Source organism: Cernens ardua, assembly GCF_051251085.1.
GTDB classification, from domain to species: domain Bacteria; phylum Pseudomonadota; class Gammaproteobacteria; order Pseudomonadales; family Halomonadaceae; genus Cernens; species Cernens ardua.
Window position 1 is genome coordinate 294,848 of record NZ_JBPCZH010000001.1, and the last position, 18,652, is coordinate 313,499.

Annotated in this window: 15 protein-coding genes; 4 read left to right on the plus strand and 11 right to left on the minus strand. The window is 49.9% G+C overall.

Translation table 11 applies throughout. From position 1 onward, the window contains the following. Positions 1-192: 192 nt before the first annotated feature. The 6 genes from lepB to rpoE all read right to left on the minus strand — a co-directional run bounded on the left by lepB (position 193) and on the right by rpoE (position 7,306). Entirely contained in the window at positions 193-945 is a 753-nt protein-coding gene (lepB, locus tag LMG33818_RS01385) for a signal peptidase I (RefSeq protein WP_442321563.1), read from the minus strand. A gap of 33 nt (positions 946-978) precedes the next feature. Beyond that, a complete protein-coding gene (gene lepA / locus LMG33818_RS01390) occupies positions 979-2,796 on the minus strand; it encodes a translation elongation factor 4 (RefSeq protein WP_442321564.1) in 1,818 nt (605 codons plus the stop codon). Positions 2,797-3,026: 230 nt separating this feature from the next. Then, a complete protein-coding gene (locus LMG33818_RS01395) occupies positions 3,027-4,544 on the minus strand; it encodes a DegQ family serine endoprotease (RefSeq protein WP_442321565.1) in 1,518 nt (505 codons plus the stop codon). Between the two features lie 299 nt (positions 4,545-4,843). Further along, positions 4,844-5,845: a MucB/RseB C-terminal domain-containing protein gene (locus tag LMG33818_RS01400; RefSeq protein ID WP_442321566.1), complete on the minus strand. Its 1,002-nt coding sequence runs from the start codon at positions 5,843-5,845 to the stop codon at positions 4,844-4,846. Positions 5,846-5,870: 25 nt separating this feature from the next. Beyond that, positions 5,871-6,596, minus strand: coding sequence for a sigma-E factor negative regulatory protein (locus tag LMG33818_RS01405; protein ID WP_442321567.1), 726 nt, complete (start codon positions 6,594-6,596; stop codon positions 5,871-5,873). A 98-nt stretch (positions 6,597-6,694) separates the two neighbouring features. Continuing rightward, the gene (gene rpoE, locus LMG33818_RS01410; protein WP_442321568.1) at positions 6,695-7,306 is read right to left on the minus strand and encodes an RNA polymerase sigma factor RpoE; all 612 of its coding nucleotides are present in this window, start codon (positions 7,304-7,306) and stop codon (positions 6,695-6,697) included. Positions 7,307-8,127: 821 nt separating this feature from the next. Between rpoE and LMG33818_RS01415 the strand changes: the two genes are divergently transcribed. Further along, on the plus strand, positions 8,128-9,210 hold the full coding sequence (locus LMG33818_RS01415) for a 3-deoxy-7-phosphoheptulonate synthase (protein ID WP_442321569.1): 1,083 nt from the start codon (positions 8,128-8,130) through the stop codon (positions 9,208-9,210). 136 nt (positions 9,211-9,346) lie between these two features. Here LMG33818_RS01415 and aroD read toward each other — a convergent pair whose 3' ends face one another. The 3 genes from aroD to LMG33818_RS01430 form a co-directional block, all read right to left on the minus strand. Then, positions 9,347-10,138 carry a type I 3-dehydroquinate dehydratase gene (aroD, locus tag LMG33818_RS01420; RefSeq protein WP_442321570.1) on the minus strand — a complete coding sequence of 264 codons (792 nt, stop codon included), beginning with the start codon at positions 10,136-10,138 and terminating at the stop codon, positions 9,347-9,349. Positions 10,139-10,308: 170 nt separating this feature from the next. After that, positions 10,309-12,477, minus strand: a complete 2,169-nt coding sequence (gene dinG, locus LMG33818_RS01425) for an ATP-dependent DNA helicase DinG (RefSeq protein ID WP_442322163.1) — start codon at positions 12,475-12,477, stop codon at positions 10,309-10,311. Between the two features lie 330 nt (positions 12,478-12,807). Next, positions 12,808-14,205: a DEAD/DEAH box helicase gene (locus LMG33818_RS01430; RefSeq protein ID WP_442321571.1), complete on the minus strand. Its 1,398-nt coding sequence runs from the start codon at positions 14,203-14,205 to the stop codon at positions 12,808-12,810. Positions 14,206-14,717: 512 nt separating this feature from the next. Here LMG33818_RS01430 and LMG33818_RS01435 point away from each other — a divergent pair. The 3 genes from LMG33818_RS01435 (at position 14,718) to LMG33818_RS01445 (ending at position 17,022) form a co-directional block, all read left to right on the plus strand. Further along, on the plus strand, positions 14,718-14,999 hold the full coding sequence (locus LMG33818_RS01435; RefSeq protein ID WP_442321572.1) for a hypothetical protein: 282 nt from the start codon (positions 14,718-14,720) through the stop codon (positions 14,997-14,999). A gap of 1 nt (position 15,000) precedes the next feature. Continuing rightward, positions 15,001-15,810, plus strand: a complete 810-nt coding sequence (xthA, locus tag LMG33818_RS01440; RefSeq protein WP_442321573.1) for an exodeoxyribonuclease III — start codon at positions 15,001-15,003, stop codon at positions 15,808-15,810. Between the two features lie 156 nt (positions 15,811-15,966). After that, positions 15,967-17,022 (plus strand): dipeptidase, encoded by a 1,056-nt coding sequence (locus tag LMG33818_RS01445; RefSeq protein WP_442321574.1) that lies wholly within the window; start codon positions 15,967-15,969, stop codon positions 17,020-17,022. 230 nt (positions 17,023-17,252) lie between these two features. Here the strand turns inward: LMG33818_RS01445 and tolR are convergent, their stop codons facing one another. Beyond that, the gene (gene tolR / locus LMG33818_RS01450; protein ID WP_442321575.1) at positions 17,253-17,684 is read right to left on the minus strand and encodes a protein TolR; all 432 of its coding nucleotides are present in this window, start codon (positions 17,682-17,684) and stop codon (positions 17,253-17,255) included. 17 nt (positions 17,685-17,701) lie between these two features. Then, positions 17,702-18,412 (minus strand): protein TolQ, encoded by a 711-nt coding sequence (tolQ, locus tag LMG33818_RS01455; RefSeq protein ID WP_442321576.1) that lies wholly within the window; start codon positions 18,410-18,412, stop codon positions 17,702-17,704. Positions 18,413-18,652: the final 240 nt, after the last annotated feature.

The following is an 18,652-nucleotide window of genomic DNA, read 5'->3' on the forward strand; positions in this document are numbered from 1 at the left end:
ATTTTGTCTATCATCGTCAAATCGAGCGTTCTCATATCAAATGACGCTGCCATCGATATTCAGGCATTCAGGCATTCAGGCGCTGATATCTGACGTTGATATCAGGTGCCTATTACCACAAATACCACAAAACCCGGTATGGCAATATTTGCTTGCAACACTAGCTAATGGCAGGAAGTTTACCACAGGTTCCTAGCCGTGAATGATACGGTCATGCGTAAAGCTGGGAAGGCCGCCATGCCAATGCATCCAGACGAAGAAAGCCTTACCTACAAGATTCTGTTCCGGAACAAACCCCCAATAGCGGCTATCCGCAGAATTGTCGCGATTGTCACCCATCACAAAATAATGGCCCGCAGGAACAGTGCCATCAAAACCTTTACTATCTACGTCAGGATTGTTGTAAACCGCATGCTTGACACCGTCCAGATCTTCCTGGAAAAGCTGCATTCCCGGAGAAGAGGCAACATCATCAGAAACCAGTGTTTTACTGATCAGCTTGCCATTGATATAGAGATGTTTGTCCTGATAAACCACATGGTCGCCCGGAACACCGACGACACGCTTGATGAAATCAACGCTTGGATTTAACGGGAAGCGAAATACGATAACATCCCCACGATGAGGTTCCCCGGTAGAAAGAATCCGAGTATGGGTGATCGGCAAACGTAAACCATAACTGAATTTATTGACAGCAATGTAATCACCTACCTTCAAGGTGGGTTCCATTGAACCGGAAGGGATCTGAAACGGTTCAACAATAAAGGATCTCACTACCAGAACGAACAATAGCACCGGAAAAAGCGAACGTGAGTAGTCTACATACCAGGGCGCCTTGGTATCGGTACCGGCAGCTTCGCGTCTACCTTTTAGATACACGGCATCAAGCAGCCAGATAAGACCCATCACAACGATGGCAGCAACAAAAAACACGGATAAAAACATGATCTAATCCATTTCCTTGGGGCGGGCAGACGACTACTCGCTGGTCTTGAGCACAGCGAGGAAGGCATCCTGTGGAATTTCCACACTACCCACCTGCTTCATGCGTTTTTTACCTTCTTTCTGCTTTTGCAGCAGTTTCTTTTTACGCGATACATCACCGCCGTAGCACTTGGCTGTTACGTTCTTGCGCAGGGCTTTTACAGTGGAACGAGCAACCACGTGCCCTCCGATCGCTGCCTGAATGGCAACATCGAACATCTGGCGGGGAATCAGTTCCTTCATTTTTTCGACCAGAATACGCCCACGTGCATGAGCGTGATCACGGTGAATAATCACGGCCAATGCATCAACCCGATCACCGTTGATCAATACATCCAAACGAACAAGTTTGGATGCCTCAAAGCGGTCAAAACTGTAATCAAGGGAAGCATACCCCTTGGTAATGGATTTCAGCCGATCAAAGAAGTCCATCACAACTTCACTCATCGGCAGTTGATACACCAGTTGCATCTGGTTACCAAGTACCTGCATGTCTTTCTGAATACCTCGACGGTTGACGCATTCAGTGATGACATTACCAACAAATTCCTGCGGCACCAGAATGGTCGCCTGCGCGATGGGCTCACGGAATTCACGTACACTCGAGAGGTCAGGCAATTTGGACGGATTCGAAATATATTCTATCTCCCCCGAATCCATCTCGAGTTCATATACAACCGTGGGCGCCGTGGTGAGCAAATCAAGATTGTATTCACGCTCCAGTCGTTCCTGAATGATCTCCATGTGCAGCGTGCCAAGAAAGCCGACACGGAAACCGAAGCCAAGTGCATCCGAGTTTTCGGGTACATAATCCAGAGATGCATCGTTCAAGGCCAGCTTTTCAAGTGCATCACGAAAATCTTCATAATCATCAGCACTAATCGGGAACATACCCGCATAGACCTGAGGCTTGATCTTCTGGAAGCCGGGTAGGCGTGCCACTTCAGACGTTTTCGCATGAGTGATGGTATCGCCCACGGGCGCACCATGGATATCCTTGATACCCGCAACAACAAAACCGACTTCACCGGCACGCAGGCGGCCGGTTTCATTACGTTTGGGTGTAAAGATACCGACGGCGCTGGCTTCCCAGGTGCGCCCGGTCGATTTCATCAGGATTTTATCGCCTTTGTTCAGCTCGCCATCAAAAACACGGATAAGGGAGACGACTCCAAGATAATTATCAAACCATGAATCGATAATCAAAGCCTGAAGTGGCGCATCGCGATTCCCTTTGGGCGGTGGGATATCACGCACCAAACGCTCAAGGAGCTCTTCCATCCCCAAACCGCTTTTGGCGGATACACGGCATGCATCGGTCGCATCCAGCCCGATAATTTCCTCGATCTGGTGGGATACTTCGTCAGGATCAGCCTGCGGCAAATCCATCTTGTTCAGGACCGGCAGAACTTCCAGCCCTTGCTCGATCGCGGTATAGCAGTTGGCTACGGACTGAGCTTCCACCCCTTGTGCGGCATCCACCACCAACAAGGCCCCTTCACAGGCGTAAAGAGAGCGTGACACTTCATATGAAAAGTCTACATGACCGGGAGTATCAATGAAGTTGAGCTGGTAAATCTGCCCATCCTGAGCATGGTAATCCAATGTGACCGATTGAGCCTTGATCGTAATACCACGCTCGCGCTCAATGTCCATGGAATCGAGCACTTGTTCCTTGAGCTCACGTTCTGTCAAACCACCACAAATCTGTATCAATCGATCTGCGAGGGTCGACTTCCCATGGTCAATGTGGGCAATAATCGAAAAATTCCTGATGTTGTCCAGATTGGAGCGGCTTACGTCTTGAGTCATCCAGTTTCACCGAAAAATGGGCCTGCGTACGGAAGAGACACCTCTTCCGACACTTCCAAACAGCTTGAATGCCGATATTGTACATGAAGAATACGCGATACACACTTGAGGCCAAGGCTTTATTTCCGTGCGCGGCAAAAGACTTCATACTCCCTTTGTTAATAAAAAGGCCCTTGCAATCAAGGGCCTCGCAGAAAGTTCACCTACTCGACGACGTTCAGTGATAACGGTTACTCACCGTCATAATCGCTATCATCCATTTTTCCATCCATACGAATGGCAATAAACATCTGCTGATTACCACGCGCCACTCGCATGGCAATCGGATGATGTTTGGGCAAATCCGCCACAACCGATCTTAGTTGATCGACAGAGCTAATCTCTTGCCGATTCACTTCGATAATGATGTCACCGGGCTGTAGGCCAGCCTTGTCTCCAATGCTATTGGGCGTCACCTGACGCACCACAACACCATTGGGAACACCAGCACTCTTCAACTGCGAATCATTGAGCGGGGATACCGTTACGCCAAGACGGGATTTGTGACTATTTGGGTGGGAAGATGTCGTTTCTGCCTGGCTGCTCTTCGGCCAATCCCCCAGTTTGACGGAAATTGATGTGGTCTGACCATTGCGGATGACATCCAGCTTCGCTGTTTGCCCCGGCTGCATCGCACCAATCAGACGTGGAAGATCATCCGGTGTATCAACCGTATGCCCATTGACGGCGGTAACAATATCACCCGGTTTTAGACCTGCCTCCCCACCGGGGGAATGAGGAGAAAGTTGCGCAATCAGCGCGCCCTGGGTATTTTTCAGGCCAAACGAACTGGCGAGGTCAGGCGAAACACCCTGAATGGCAACCCCCAGATACCCACGAGTAACGTGACCATCCTTTTTGATTTGATTCGCAACATCCATGGCTACATTAATGGGAACAGCAAAAGAGAGCCCCATGTAGCCTCCACTCTGGGTATAAATCTGTGAGTTTATCCCTACAACCTGACCTTGAAGATTCAGCAATGGCCCTCCCGAGTTACCGGGATTGATCGGTACATCGGTTTGTATAAAGGGGACATAACTGTCATCAGGCAAGGTACGATTGATCGCACTCACAATGCCCTGAGTCACGGACGAATTGAATCCAAAAGGTGAACCTATGGCCACCATCCATTCACCGGTCTGAAGCTTGTCGGAATTACCGATCTGCACGGTAGGCAAATTCTTCAAATTGACCTTGATCAGCGCCACATCCGTTTTCCGATCCATGCCAATCAATTTAGCCGCTACGTTCCGCCGATCATTGAAACGCACGCGAATGGTTTGCGCACCAGCGACAACGTGGGCGTTGGTCAATATATAGCCGTCTGGGCTAATAACGAATCCTGAACCAAGCGAGTGTAGCTCTTCAGTTTGTGGACCCGCACCGCCCATCCCGGGGAAACCACCGAAGCCCGGGGGAAGCTGATTACCAAAGAACTGGCGGATAATGTCTGGCAATTGACTCGGATCGCCACCCATCTGGAATGAAGGGCCCTTTTCTTCCCTCACCGTCGAGATATTCACCACGGCCGGCGATACTTTCTTGACCAACTGCGTAAAGTTGGGCAATTGCACCATAGTGGGCGCCGCACTATTGGCCTGAGAGGTTTCTATGGGAGCATTTTGAGCCATAACAGGATTCTGAATGGCGATTCCAGAAGCAATGGCAAGGGCCACAAGAGTCAATCGTCGTTTAGCAACGTACATCTAGGCAACTCCTATTTTTTCCTTATCAAGGAAGAACTGAACAACGGATGCTTTGTAAAAAATGAGGCTGGGTAGATTTTTGTAATATTGGCTTGCAATCACCACGTGCGATTTACCGCCCATGTTCAAAACCCAATCCCTTTTGTCCCTTGCAATAACCCATGAAAGTGATGTGAAAATTATACGAATGCGTATTTTTTACAATAAAAAACTTAAATAAAAATTAAATAAATATCAATATATCACTACAACTTTAGGCGACACAATCGAGCGAAGATACATGAGCTTACACAATCAATTCACTTTTCAACTACATTAAGTCCATCAGCGACTCGGATCAGAACGGGTAACGGAACCTCCCCCGTCACTGCAGCCTGATAACCGGCCCCGGGTTGACCGAAATGACGAATGACCACAGATGCCCCACCCAAAATATTGGTTCCTTCAGGAAGTGCAGCAGAGGAAAGCCAGGGACCAATGAAAATATTGAGACTCGACAATCCATCGGAATAAAAACGGGATTCCATCTCGTGTCCCTGAATATCCACCACTGTATTACCTTCCATGTGAAATCCATGGGGCAACCAGGTGACCCAATGATGTGGGCTGGCACCCTCACGTAGTGGAAACAACGTCAACAAGCCGCTGTAGGGCGTAAGTGAATGAATAGCAACCACCTGGGACGTATTGACCACGCGGCCAAATGGATCAATCGTCACCCGCTTGAGTGGCAACTGTGTTTGCTCATCTACCCACAACCGTTGGGCAAAGCGAAAAGAATCATTCGGCAGAATATCAATGACATTGGCAAGATGATTGGCAATCAGTTGCTGGCCGACGTAATGAAAGCGGTAGTGCGCAGTCAGGGATTCAATCGAGGAATCACCTGTCATTAAACGAAAAAGGCTGGGAAGCTCGTTTTCAAGCATTTTGGGGCGAAGGGAGGACGTATTATCCAGGGATTGGACATATGAGCGCTCGACCTGTTTAGCCACCCAATGATTCACATGATACGTGGATAAACCTGACACATTGGAGTTGGCAATCAGCAAATCGTAATTGTAGCAACGCGTCGCATTGATCGAGCGAATAATCAGGCCAGTTGCATTGGGAAGATGTGGGGGCAATACCTGTGGCTGACCACAATTCACATAAATACGCGCAGCATTGGACTGCGAAGCGATGGGGGTGGCAGTTTGACCCGATGAGGATTGAGCCACCGACGGCCTGATATCAAGACAAAAAAATAGCAGGACAAGCATAATCCATGCCTGCAACCTGCTATTGTTTTTACTCGCCATAATGTCTTTTCATCGCCGTCCAGTATTAATGAACACTTGCCTGTTTGGAGGCAGACCCCATGAAACCGGCATTAATGGTGCTGTACTGGCTTTGCGGCTGAAAGTCTGCATCCTGAGCATGCAGATCAAGGAAGCCTTGTAACAGACGCGCCTGACGTTTGGCTTCAGTATTGGACATGTTGGATGAGTAAGAGGACATCAACGAGGAGTCATTATTACCGTAAGTCTGGGTAACGGGTTCGGACGCCAGACCTACGGTGCTCAACCCACTACTTCCAACATTACTGTAATTTGGCATGTTGGCTCGATCCGCGATGCTGGCCATGCCTGATGATTGGCTAGCCACTGAGGCACCACCGGGGGTCGTTGAATGCCCACCACGATACACCTGAACCCCAGTAATCACCATAAGGCTTACCGCTGCTGCTACAGCCGCATTTCCCATGAAAGAGAAACGAGCGAAACCACGCTTTGTAACGGCCTCACCACGCGCAGAATGTCGCGCGCCCTGCGGAATGGATTCATTGGCAGGTTGCTGTGCTTCAATACGCCGCATGACCTGCGCTGAAATGTCCGTGGTCACATCAATATCACGCTCGCGGCGCATAATGCTGCCAATGACCTGATAACGGCGCCAGGTATCTGCCTCTTCGGGAGAATTATCGAGAGCCTTGAGAACACGCCGCAACGCGAGCTCGTCACCCTCTCCATCCACAACCGCTGATAGTGATTCCCTGACTTTCTGATTCATTGCCACACCCTCATGCTAGGCACTTAAGTAGTCGTTCTAACCAATAGGACAGTGCCTTGTTCAAAAAGTTTACTTAATTCCGAAAAAAAAGGACAAATTCATTGCACAGTTGATGTGGTATGCCCTTCCAACGAGGGATTAAGCAACTCGTTAACTTTCGCATCAATTGCCTCACGTGCCCTGAAAATACGTGAACGAACGGTTCCCACCGGACACTGCATAACGTTGGCTATATCCTCATAAGCCAAACCGTCCATTTCACGTAAGGTGATGGCTGTACGCAGATCTTCAGGCAGGTTATCAATGACGTCGAACACTACCTTTTCCAACTGGTCACGTGCAATGGAAGCTTCCGGCGTTTCGATATCAGACAAGCGCCCGCCTACGTCCAGTACTTCTGCATCACTAACATCCAGGTCACTGCCCGGCGGACGCCGCCCTCGGGCCACCAGATGATTTTTTGCCGTATTGATAGCGATACGGTACATCCAGGTGTAAAAAGCACTTTCATTTCTGAATTTATCGAGTGCCTTGTACGCTTTGATAAATGCTTCCTGGGCAACATCCTGTACTTCGGCATGATCATGAACGTAACGACTGATCAAGCCGATTATTTTGTGCTGATACTTCTTCACCAATAGATCGAAGGCCCGGGTATTGCCCGCCTGAGCTCTTTCAACCAACTGCTGGTCAGTCAACTCTGTTGACATGCTCTATCCCCTTGATCACTCATCAATACCGGCATCCGCTCATCCTTACCATGGTTTAAAAGTCCTTTCCATGGTTTAAAAGTCCTTACCATGGCTGGGAACATGGTATGCAGAGCGTAAACGACTGGGTGGATACACTACCCGTGACGAATCGTTTGGAGCCGGCCCATTAATCCATTCCTGTTGATGGCAGGTAAGCCGGGAACACCCGCGATATACCTGCTTTTTGTTATAACTGCTGAATATTGTAGTGAACATGCCCACTTTGATACGACGTATTGCCATTAATGACTACAGCAACCCTGATGGGATATTCACTGGATGTTTATGTAGTGAGCTGTTCACCGCTGAACTGACCTGATTTTGGATACCATGCTTTTGAATGCCATATTTTTGAATACCATGCTTTTGAATAACAGGTAACAAATAACCGCAGCCAATCAGCTGTTTGTAACCGGGTGAAAACTCCGACAATTAATAGACAAGTTCTGCAGCAAAAAGTTCATTCATCGAATACACTCATTTCTACCTGTATTATTTAATGGTACTTGGCGACCATTAATTCAAGTGAAGTCGGATACATTGGTAACAAAAACAAAGGCGGACAACCCACCTCATGGTGTTCGATTTTCCTACCATGAACTGATATCTGTTACTATAACCGCAATACACTCTATTATTTTTCCGCTAATGGATTGTTTGGCCAACGGCTTAACGTGACCTGTCCGGCTCCCATCAGAACATTCGTGTTCATAACGTCAGGAGCTACCCTGCAGTCTTTATATCCCGTTGCCCTTTCCCCCTTATCAACAAGGTTTGTCATGTCAGAAGAACAGGTCAATAACATCAATGTGGTAGGTCAGCAAACACTGATTACACCTGAAGCCCTAAAAGAAAAACTGCCGCTCAGTGATACGGCATCAAAGACTGTCATCAAAAGCAGAGAGGTCATTCAGAATATTTTGTCGGGTGAGGACCCCCGCCTTCTGGTAGTGGTTGGCCCCTGCTCTGTTCATGATGTGAATGCTGCACGTGAATATGCCAAGCGGTTAAAGGCACTCTCTGAAAAAGTCGGTGACACACTATTTATCGTGATGCGTGTGTACTTTGAGAAACCACGCACCACGGTTGGCTGGAAAGGCTTGATCAATGACCCGTACATGGATGACAGCTTCGCGATCGAAGATGGGTTGAGAATAGCTCGCTCCTTGCTGGTAGAACTATCCGAAATGGGACTTCCTCTTGCCACGGAGGCGTTGGATCCAATTTCACCCCAGTATCTTCAGGATTGCATCAGCTGGTCGGCTATTGGCGCACGCACGACGGAATCCCAAACTCACCGCGAGATGGCTTCGGGACTATCCGGCCCAGTCGGCTTCAAGAACGGGACAGACGGCAGTCTGGATGTTGCCGTAAATGCCCTCAAATCTGTAGCACACGGGCATAGTTTCCTGGGTATCAATCAGGGAGGTGAGGTATCTATCATCACCACACGTGGCAATGCCTTTGGACATACAGTTCTAAGAGGCGGTAATGGCAAACCCAATTATGACAGCGTCAGCGTATCCCTTGCCGAACGGGATCTGCGTGAAGCAGGATTGAAAACGAACTTGATGGTCGATTGTTCTCATGCCAACTCCAACAAGCAGGCAGAACTTCAACCCCTGGTGTTGGAGAATATTGTCCAACAGATTCTGGAAGGCAATACATCCATCATCGGTGTGATGCTTGAATCAAATCTGAAATTCGGTGCGCAAAAGATACCCACCGATCTGAGCCAACTGGAATATGGTGTCTCTGTTACCGATGCCTGTATTAGCTGGGAAACAACGGAAGAAATTCTTTCTTCAGCGGCTGAACGCCTGAACACCACATTGCACTCGCGCATTAAAGCGGCTGAGTAACAGCTATAGGTAACAACTATAAATAACAAGCACAGATAACAGGTGCAGGTAAAAGCTATCGGCCACAACGTCCTTTATGACGCCATTGCCGTTCGCTCCATCATCCTGGCCGTTACCCCATCATCATGGGGTAACCTTACACTTCGGGTTGATGGAGCAGGTGAAGTTTTCCCAGTATATTCTGAAGATTTTCCACGGCGACCTGCCCCGGCGCTGATGCTTTACCCAGTGTGCCAAATGTCGCATTCGATCCAAAGAATTCTCCACATACTCTGGAAAGCACACCTTTCCTGCCCATCGACATGGTAATCATCGGCAACCCGGGATATCGGTGGCGCAGGGTTGCTGTCGCCGCCATCAAGGCCAGGACATCATTGGGCGTTTTCGGCATCACCGCCATTTTGATGACATCGGCCTGTGTCAGACGCATCGCTTCCAGACGCTCAACAAGCTTCGGCTCAGGGGATGTTTGATTGAAGTCATGACTGGAGACAATCACGGCAACGTTGAACTTCCTTGCCTGCTGAATGACCTCTTCTACCACTTGAGCACCCAGATTGAATTCCACATCTATATAAGCAGGTGCGGCACGTTCAATAATTGCTTTGTTGAGCGCACTGTAATCGGCAGGAGAGATATCGGTACATCCCCCTTCCTTCAGGGTGCGGAAAGTCACTATAACGGGAAGAGAACCCGCTTTGGAGAGAGCCCGCTGCACGACGCCAACCACTTTATCCATTTTGAGAGCATCATCCAGGCGGTCGATACGGAGTTCGATCACATCCACCTGTTCATCGCGTGCAATGGCCTCAACCTGAGCCAACGCACTCTCAGCTTGTGCTTCCATCACCGGCACAATGATCGCGGGCGAAGCATGCTGCGGTGAAATAGCGGGTACACCCTGTGAAAGCGTGAATACCTGTGACATGTCCAACTCCTGACCTTTCTTTTCGCATTGCCCAACGGCTAAGCCTGAATCTTTTTATTTGTTACTTTCTGACCACTTTAACCTTGTTTTAAAGACTTGGTATTGAATAAGTTGTATTGAAGACCTTGTCTTGTTCACTTTGTATCAAGTGCTTGATTTTTTCAGTACCTCTACTGCACAAGCTGCCCATCGATTTCACGACGAAAGGGAGGTAATGAATCCAGTAGTGATTTACCATAACGTTTGGTTAAAAGGCGCCGATCCAGAATCGTTATGCGCCCCTGATCCACCTCTTTACGAATCAAGCGTCCACATGCTTGCACCAGTCGCACGGAAGCATCGGGAACAGTAATTCGCATGAAGGCATTACCTCCGCGACTTTCAATCCATTCGGAAAGTGTGGCCCCTACCGGGTCGTCGGGAACCGCAAATGGCAGGCGCGTAATCACAACATGGGTCAGGTAATCTCCCGGCAAATCGATACCCTCGGCAAAGCTCGCCATACCGAAGATGATGCTGCGCTCCCCTTTATCAACACGCTCACGGTGGCGCTTGAGCAACTCATGACGCGGAAGTTGGTCCTGAATCAGAATCGACTGAGCCAAGGACCGGGTCTTTTCGTTGTCATACAGGGATTGCTCAACCGCCCGCATCTGACGACGGGACGAGAAAAGCACCAATACGGCCCCCTGATCTTCCAGTGAGGAAACAAAGTCGATAATGGACGTTTCATGTTGCTCACGCTGCGCTGGATCAACCGCTTCTTTCGGGATGGAAAGCGTCGCCCGCGAATAATCAAAAGGGCTGGGCAATCGTTGGTAACGATAGCGATTGGCTAACCCGGCCTGCTCCTGATAACGCTCAAAGCCACCCAATGCGGTCAATGTTGCGGAGGTTAAAACCGCTCCAAAACAGCGTGCCCACAAGTGTTGTGCGAGTGTAGAAGCGGCACTGACAGGTGAGGCCGACAATACGACCTCTTCGCCCTGCTGTTCCCCGCTGGAAACAAATTCGATCCAGCGTGCCTGTGGGGGGTTATCTGCGCTTTCATCGATAGATGCAAATGCTTGCCACAGGGCATAGGCATCCTGTGTTCGCCCATGAAGCATAGCGATCAACGGTAACCATTGCTCGGCCACTTCCCGTGATAATCCATTACTTTTATCCGGGTCGAGACTTTCACGCAAAATCTCCAGCATGCCATCCAGCGCTTTATGAAGGGCTGTAAAACCTTTAAGCAACTGAGTTGATTGTTCACGCAAGGCTTCAGGTACTCGCCCCATTTCAAAGCGATGCCGCCGCACATAGGCATCATGGTCGGAAGGCTCTGCTGACTGACGCTGGAATTCCTGCAAGTAGGTCAACAGTTCCGCCAAACGCGTGTCAATATCATTCATTGCTTCGGGAATCGTAGCAAGATGACGGGCAATCACTGATTGCTTACCCAATGCAGTGTGCAAATCCGTGAGTGAGCGCTTGAGCAGATTCAGCCAACGAGACGCCCCATGCAGCGCCAGGCGATGATAGAAGTGATCAAGCGCCTTGTCAGGCAAGTGGTGGGCTTCATCAAAAACGTAAAAACATTCTTTGGGTGCTGGCAATACCATCCCCCCTCCGAGGGAAAGGTCCGCCAATACCAGATCGTGATTGACGACAATGATATCCGCTTCTTCAACCTGCTTACGCGCCTTGAAAAAAGCGCACGCCGAAAAATGGCCGCAGCGGCGATTGGTACATTGGCGGTGGTCAATCGTCAGGCTTCGCCAATCTTTATCCTCAACAGCTTCGGGCCAACTGTCACGATCACCTTTCCAGCGTCCGGAAGCGTATTCCGTCGCCATTTCATGGGCAAGTTCACCCAAATGCTCATTAGAGGAAGCATGTTCACGTTCAAACAGTGAAAGCGTTGGATTGGCTTCTGTACCATCCAGCACTTGCTCCAACCGGGAGAGGCAAAGATAACGACCACGCCCCTTGGCCAGCGCATAAGAGAAGGACAGACCCGAGTGCTTTTTAAGCGCAGGTAGATCCTGATTAAGCACCTGCTCCTGTAATGCCACCGTTGCAGTCGAAATAATCAGACGCTTTCCCATCGCCTGTGCAATCGGGAGAGCAGCCAGCAAATAAGCCAGTGTTTTGCCCGTACCCGTACCCGCTTCAAGCACGCAAATGTGCTCATTGCCGATTCGCAGGCCCTGATCATCACTTTCCACGGTGCCCAGCGTCCGTGCTATTTCAGCGATCATAAGCTTCTGACCATAGCGCGGTTTGAGGTCGAGCGAATCCAGCAGATGCCGATAGGCACCCTGAATCTCTTCCTTTAGCTCAGGCTTCAGCATCGCGTTACCCTTACTCATCCTGCCCATTCATCACAATAGCGTCGTTATTTTTGCCATCGCAACATTTCGCATTGCGTGGCTTTTGGGGACAAAAATTCAGCCACTACATGACACCGGCCAACAGGGCACCGACAAATGTGTTCACTGAATTGTGCACATGGAAGCCCATACACTGAATGCTTCTGCCAGATAAGTTCTTACCGGAAATCCCCTTACCAGACATTCACATACCAAAAATCCACCAGTCAAAAAGACACTTCCCGGAAACCCTGAGTGCTTCAGCAGGGCTCTCCGGGAAGCGGGAATGCTCAATAAGTGCCCGACTTCTGGTTAGAGCAACCCTTCAGGCGGATGCTCACAGGGCAATTTATCATCGATAAAGCGTTCTATTTCCGGAAGTGAATAGGCATCTTCTTCCCCTACGAAGCTAATCGATGTTCCCTTGGCGCCCGCACGCCCCGTACGGCCAATGCGATGCACGTAATCCTCGGGATCTTCCGGCAAGGTGTAGTTGATTACATGGGAAATATCCGAAATATGGATACCACGCCCAGCCACATCCGTAGCAACCAGCACAGAAACCTCACCACTGCGGAATTCTTCCAACGTACGGATACGCTGTTTTTGCGGCACATCCCCTGAGAGCATGGCGACGTTGATCCCTTCCTTGCGCAATGCATCATCAAGACGACGCACAACATGACGCTGGTTGGCAAAGACGATAACGCGCTCTACCTCTTGCTGTTTGAGCAGGTTCAGTAATAGCCTGGGTTTATCGGTATCACCCACCAGATAAACATGCTGATCAACGTTATCCGATGTTGTAACGTCCGGTGCAATATCAACGTACTCGGGCTGATAAGTCCATTGACTCGCAAGATTGAGAATATCCTGTGTGAACGTGGCCGAGAACAGGAAGGTCTGACGCTCTTCCTTCTTCGGGGTCGCCCGTATAATGCGTTTGATATCCGGAATGAAGCCCATGGACAACATGCGATCCGCCTCATCGAGTACCAGTACTTCGACTTCGGATAGATCCGCTTCACGTTTCTGATGAAAATCGAGCAGGCGTCCCGGAGTGGCAATCAGGATATCGAGAGGTTTCTTGAGCTCACGCAGCTGGCGCTGATAATCCATACCGCCTACCGCACTGGCAATATTGATACCCTCCAGATGCTCAGCGAGCTGCTTGGCGTCTTTCTCAATCTGCAAGGCCAGCTCGCGTGTAGGTGCCAGAATCAAAGCGCGTGGAGCCCCCGGCTTCTGCCCCTCAGGCCGCCCTTCTTCAAGAAAATAACTGAAAATGGAGATCAGAAAAGCCGCTGTTTTGCCAGTCCCCGTTTGTGCCTTGCCGACAATATCTCCACCCAACAGTGTCTGCTTCAGCGCTTCCGACTGAATAGGCGTGCAGTACTGATACCCCTGATCCGCAATGGCCTTTAACAACGGCAATGGCAGATCAAAATCCTGAAAACGCCAGACACCCGGCTTAGGCGGTACTGCCACAATCTCGGCAGCCGATGCGCCAGAGGCGGTTTTCTCTTCCTGCCCTCTGCGGTTATTCGAACGCTGGCGATTCGAAGACTGCTGACGGCGACGCCCAGAGTTGTTTTGGTTACGCGGTTTACGCCGCCGCCGAGGCCGGCGTTTATCACCGTTCTCGGCATTGTCGGTGTTATCGCTATGTTCACTCTTCGAGGGGGTCTGACTGTTTTCCGTCTCGCTCATGATATCTCGACTGTTCTGTGGAATGGGACGCATCATGAATGCCCTGTTTCACCACTATTGGCAACATTGTGTGCATTCAATATCGTGCTTTTTCGTTCGCTGTCTTTCGTTCGCTGTTTTTACGATCTTTCGTTCGCCGTCCTTTATTCAGAATCGTCAGGACACGCGCAATTCTGAATACACTTTAGCAGCGGAATTGTGCTCTATCGTTAGCCATTACCGATGACCTGAAGCACCGATTACCCGAGACATTACATATATCGGCAAAAGGGATAGAAACTTTAGCCCGGCTGATCATGTACAGCGTGTTAACTCATGAACTTATTATATCAGAGTCAACGCCCATTGGACGAACATCGCGAAGAATAGGTGCGTCAGAATGCGACAGCAGGGCCAACCTCTTGATAGAATGGACGTAATTCCAGAGTAGCATGCCCGGACACTCTTTTGATTCGGCGTTCAAGCCAACGTTTAATTCGATCCCATTCAGTTTTTGATTCAGGAATTTCAACATGACTCGTAAAAAGAAAACGCGCTCCATGGCGAGCCGTGTCACAATCCGCACAGGACGACGCAAGGATTTCAAGAAATGGCGCCATGAAAACCCGGATCAGGTCCACTCTTCCGAAAAGTATACGCGCAAGAAAACCAAACAGCGCAAACAGCAGGCGGCACGTAAGCAGGAACGTCAGGCCAATGCGCCGGTACTGGAACTTCATGCCAGCGGAGGCAGTTCAACCGAGCCCAATGAAAGCAATGATTCCGCCAAGCCTAATGATAAGGAACCATCCTGACATGAAACTGATCTCCTTCAACATTAATGGCATCCGCGCTCGTCCTCATCAGCTGGCGGCGATCATTGAAACGCATCAACCAGACGTTATCGGACTGCAGGAAACCAAGGTACAGGATAGCGAATTCCCATTGGAAAGCGTGAGCGAGCTGGGCTATCACGTCCATTACTATGGACAGAAAGGTCATTACGGCGTTGCCATACTGACCAAAGAGAAACCCCTTGAGGTCATCTATGGCATGGAAGGCGATGCTGACGATGCCCAGCGCCGCATGATAGGAGTAAAACTGGCGACTCCCTTTGGCGAGATGACTGTCTATAACGGCTATTTTCCACAGGGTGAAAATGTCTCACACCCGACCAAGTTCCCCAACAAGGAACATTTCTACCAACAGCTGAGTCACACGTTGGAAACTCAACATACGCCTGATCAGGCGGTTGCGGTGATGGGTGATTTCAATATTTCCCCCGAAGACCAGGATATCGGTATTGGCGAAGATAATCGCAAGCGGTGGTTACGTGAAGGAAAAACCAGTTTCCAGCCGGTAGAGCGTGAATGGCTACAACGTGTCTACGATTGGGGCATGTACGATAGTTACCGCCTCTGCCAACCTGAAAACAGTGACTGGTTCAGTTGGTTTGATTATCGTTCCAAAGGCTTCAACCGCGAGCCCAAACGCGGGCTTCGTATCGACCTGATTCTGGTTTCTAACGCATTGAAACAACATGTATCGGCATCAGGCATCGATTATGATGCGCGCGCAATGGAAAAACCGTCTGACCATGCACCGGTGTGGACGACGCTCGCTTGATGATAGTCTGGTGGCATGGATTTCACCTCTGAGCCACCGGCCTTGTTTGAGCGAGAGGCACCTCCTAAAGAATAAGGCCAAAAACAGCATTTACAGTGGTCATATTCACCTGTATGGGCCAAAGTAAAATCATGGCACAAATAAGGAGTGTTACCCATGCAGCCGGTGTTTGATGGTCACAACGATGTGCTCTTGCGTCTTTGGATGTTATCAAGAAAAGGGATAGATCCGGTTGATGCCTTCATGAATGGCAAGCGCTCATCCAACAATACAGCGCTGGGCCAACTGGATCTTCCTCGGGCGCGCAAAGGCGGTCTTACCGGTGGATTATGTGCCACATTCATTCCCTCTACCGCCGAAAAGAGACAGGCGCAGTTTGATCCCTATCCGATGGCCGCGCCACTTGAGCACGGCCATGCATTTTCCGCCGCGGAAGAGTTCCTTGCCATCGCCCGTCGCATTGAAGAAGCTCAGGGGTGGACGATCTGTACGTCTGTTGCAGACATCCGCAATGCCATGAAAGCCGGGCGATTTGCCGCCGTGTTGCATATGGAAGGCGCCGAGCCCATCAATATTGATCTGGCAGAGCTACATACCTTTCATCAACAAGGGTTGCGCAGCCTGGGGCCTGTCTGGAGCCGTCATAATCGCTATGCACATGGCGTGCCGTTTGCCTTCAACCAGACACCCGATACCGGCCCCGGTATTACTACTCACGGTTTACGATTGATTCACGAGTGCAACCGACTGGGTATCATGGTGGATGTCGCCCATCTTAATGAAGCAGGCTTCTGGGATGTAGCACGTTATAGCGATGCGCCCTTGGTTGCGAGCCACTCCAATGTACACTCGCTCTCCCCCGCCGCACGAAATCTGACGGACAAGCAACTCGATGCAATTGCCGAGCGTAACGGGCTGGTGGGCGTCAATTTCGCCGTCAATATGCTACGTGCGGATGGATTGTACCGTACCAATACGAGTCTCGATGTTATTCGCAGACATCTGGATTATCTGATTGAGCGCATGGGACCAGACTGTGTCGCGCTTGGCTCTGACTTCGATGGCGCCTATATCCCCGAGGCAATTCATGATGCTTCCGGATTACCGAATCTTACCCATTATTTGAAAACGCATGGTTATGATGACAGCACCCTACGAGCCATTTGTAGCGAAAACTGGTTGAATCTATTGGAACGCACGTGGAAGGAATAGTTGAGAACAACAGCTGTGATAAATACGGGGAAATGAAGGATAGGGGTACTGGCGACGCATGAGGACATCAGGAATAGATATCAGCGTCACACATAATCTGTAGTACCGATCTAATGTCTTTATTAAAAACCCTCGCCTTGTTCACGGGAAACCGTGAAAAGACAAGGGCTACAAAACACATCTCATCCCGGCGCAGGAGATCCTTTTGGCTCCCACGCCAACACATCACTCTAGTTGGCATTACCGGGTTGAGATACCAACCCAACATTCGGCACGCCTGAACGTTGTAATGTGGCCATCAGCGAGATGATCTGCCCGTAGGGCACAGCGCGGTCTCCACGAACCATCACTGGCGTCCCAGGATGCTGTGAAAGAACCTGCTGAACATCATCACCCAAACTGTTCAACTGCGTCGGCGTATCGTGCCCGTCACGGCTCAGGAAGTAATGCCCCTCACGATCAATCGAGACTACCAGAGGTGAATGGTTGTCATCCAGCGGATGAGCGCTGGCCTGAGGCAAATTGACATGTACACCCTGATTCATCATTGGTGCCGTGATCATGAAAATGACCAGAAGCACCAGCATAACATCGATGAAGGGCACCACATTGATGTCACTATTCAGTTTGCGTCTACTACGGCGAGAAAAAGATCCGCGCATGGAGTGCTCCTTGCAAATTAACCCTGGGCGTTCTCTTTACGAACCCGACCCGTGTAGAGGTTACGGTAGAGAATAGAGTAGAACTCTTCAGCAAAGTTCTCGTAACGTCCCATTAATTGCTCGGAAAGCGAAGACAAACGGTTATAGGCGATGACCGCAGGAATGGCTGCAAAAAGCCCCATTGCCGTGGCAACCAGTGCTTCTGCAATCCACGGCGCCACAGTCGCCAGTGTTGCCTGCTGTGACAAAGAGAGCGACTGGAAGGAACCCATAATACCCCATACCGTACCGAACAGGCCGATATACGGGCTTGAAGAAGAGATCGAAGCCAGAATAGGCAGCTGCTGGCCCAGACGCGCCTCTTCACGTGAAAGAGCAATACTCATGGAACGTTCAACGCCACCCAGCACGGCACCATCATCCTTTGACTTCGGCAAAAGACGATTGAATTCACGAAAACCGGCACGAAAGATATGTGCGGCCCCTTCGGGTTGCTCGGGTGTTTCACGATAAAGATCGTTGAGATCCACACCAGACCAAAAGCGTTTTTCAAAGCCCTGCAATTCCTGATTCGCCCGGCGTAAAGCAAAACCACGGCGGAATATCAACACCCACGAGACGATCGAAAATAACAGGAGGAGTACCAATACAGCCTGAACAACTCCACTGGCATTGGAAACCAGCGAAATAATCGACATATTGTGCGCTACGGGAACCGATTCATTCATGGTCAATCTCTATGCGTAACATTGATTTCGAGTGATGCACCAATAGATCTGGAGGATTATCGCCGGGTTGAAACGCGACTCTCCATCAGTCCTTCGTACACTAACCTAAGCCCCAGTATGAAGGTGAACAATCACCATGACCACTCTTCAATACTTCGAGCATATTCTGTTTGGGTGCGCATCGCATGCAATCACCGCGGGCCAGCCTTCCTGATATGCCTGACCACTCTCCAGCCCGGC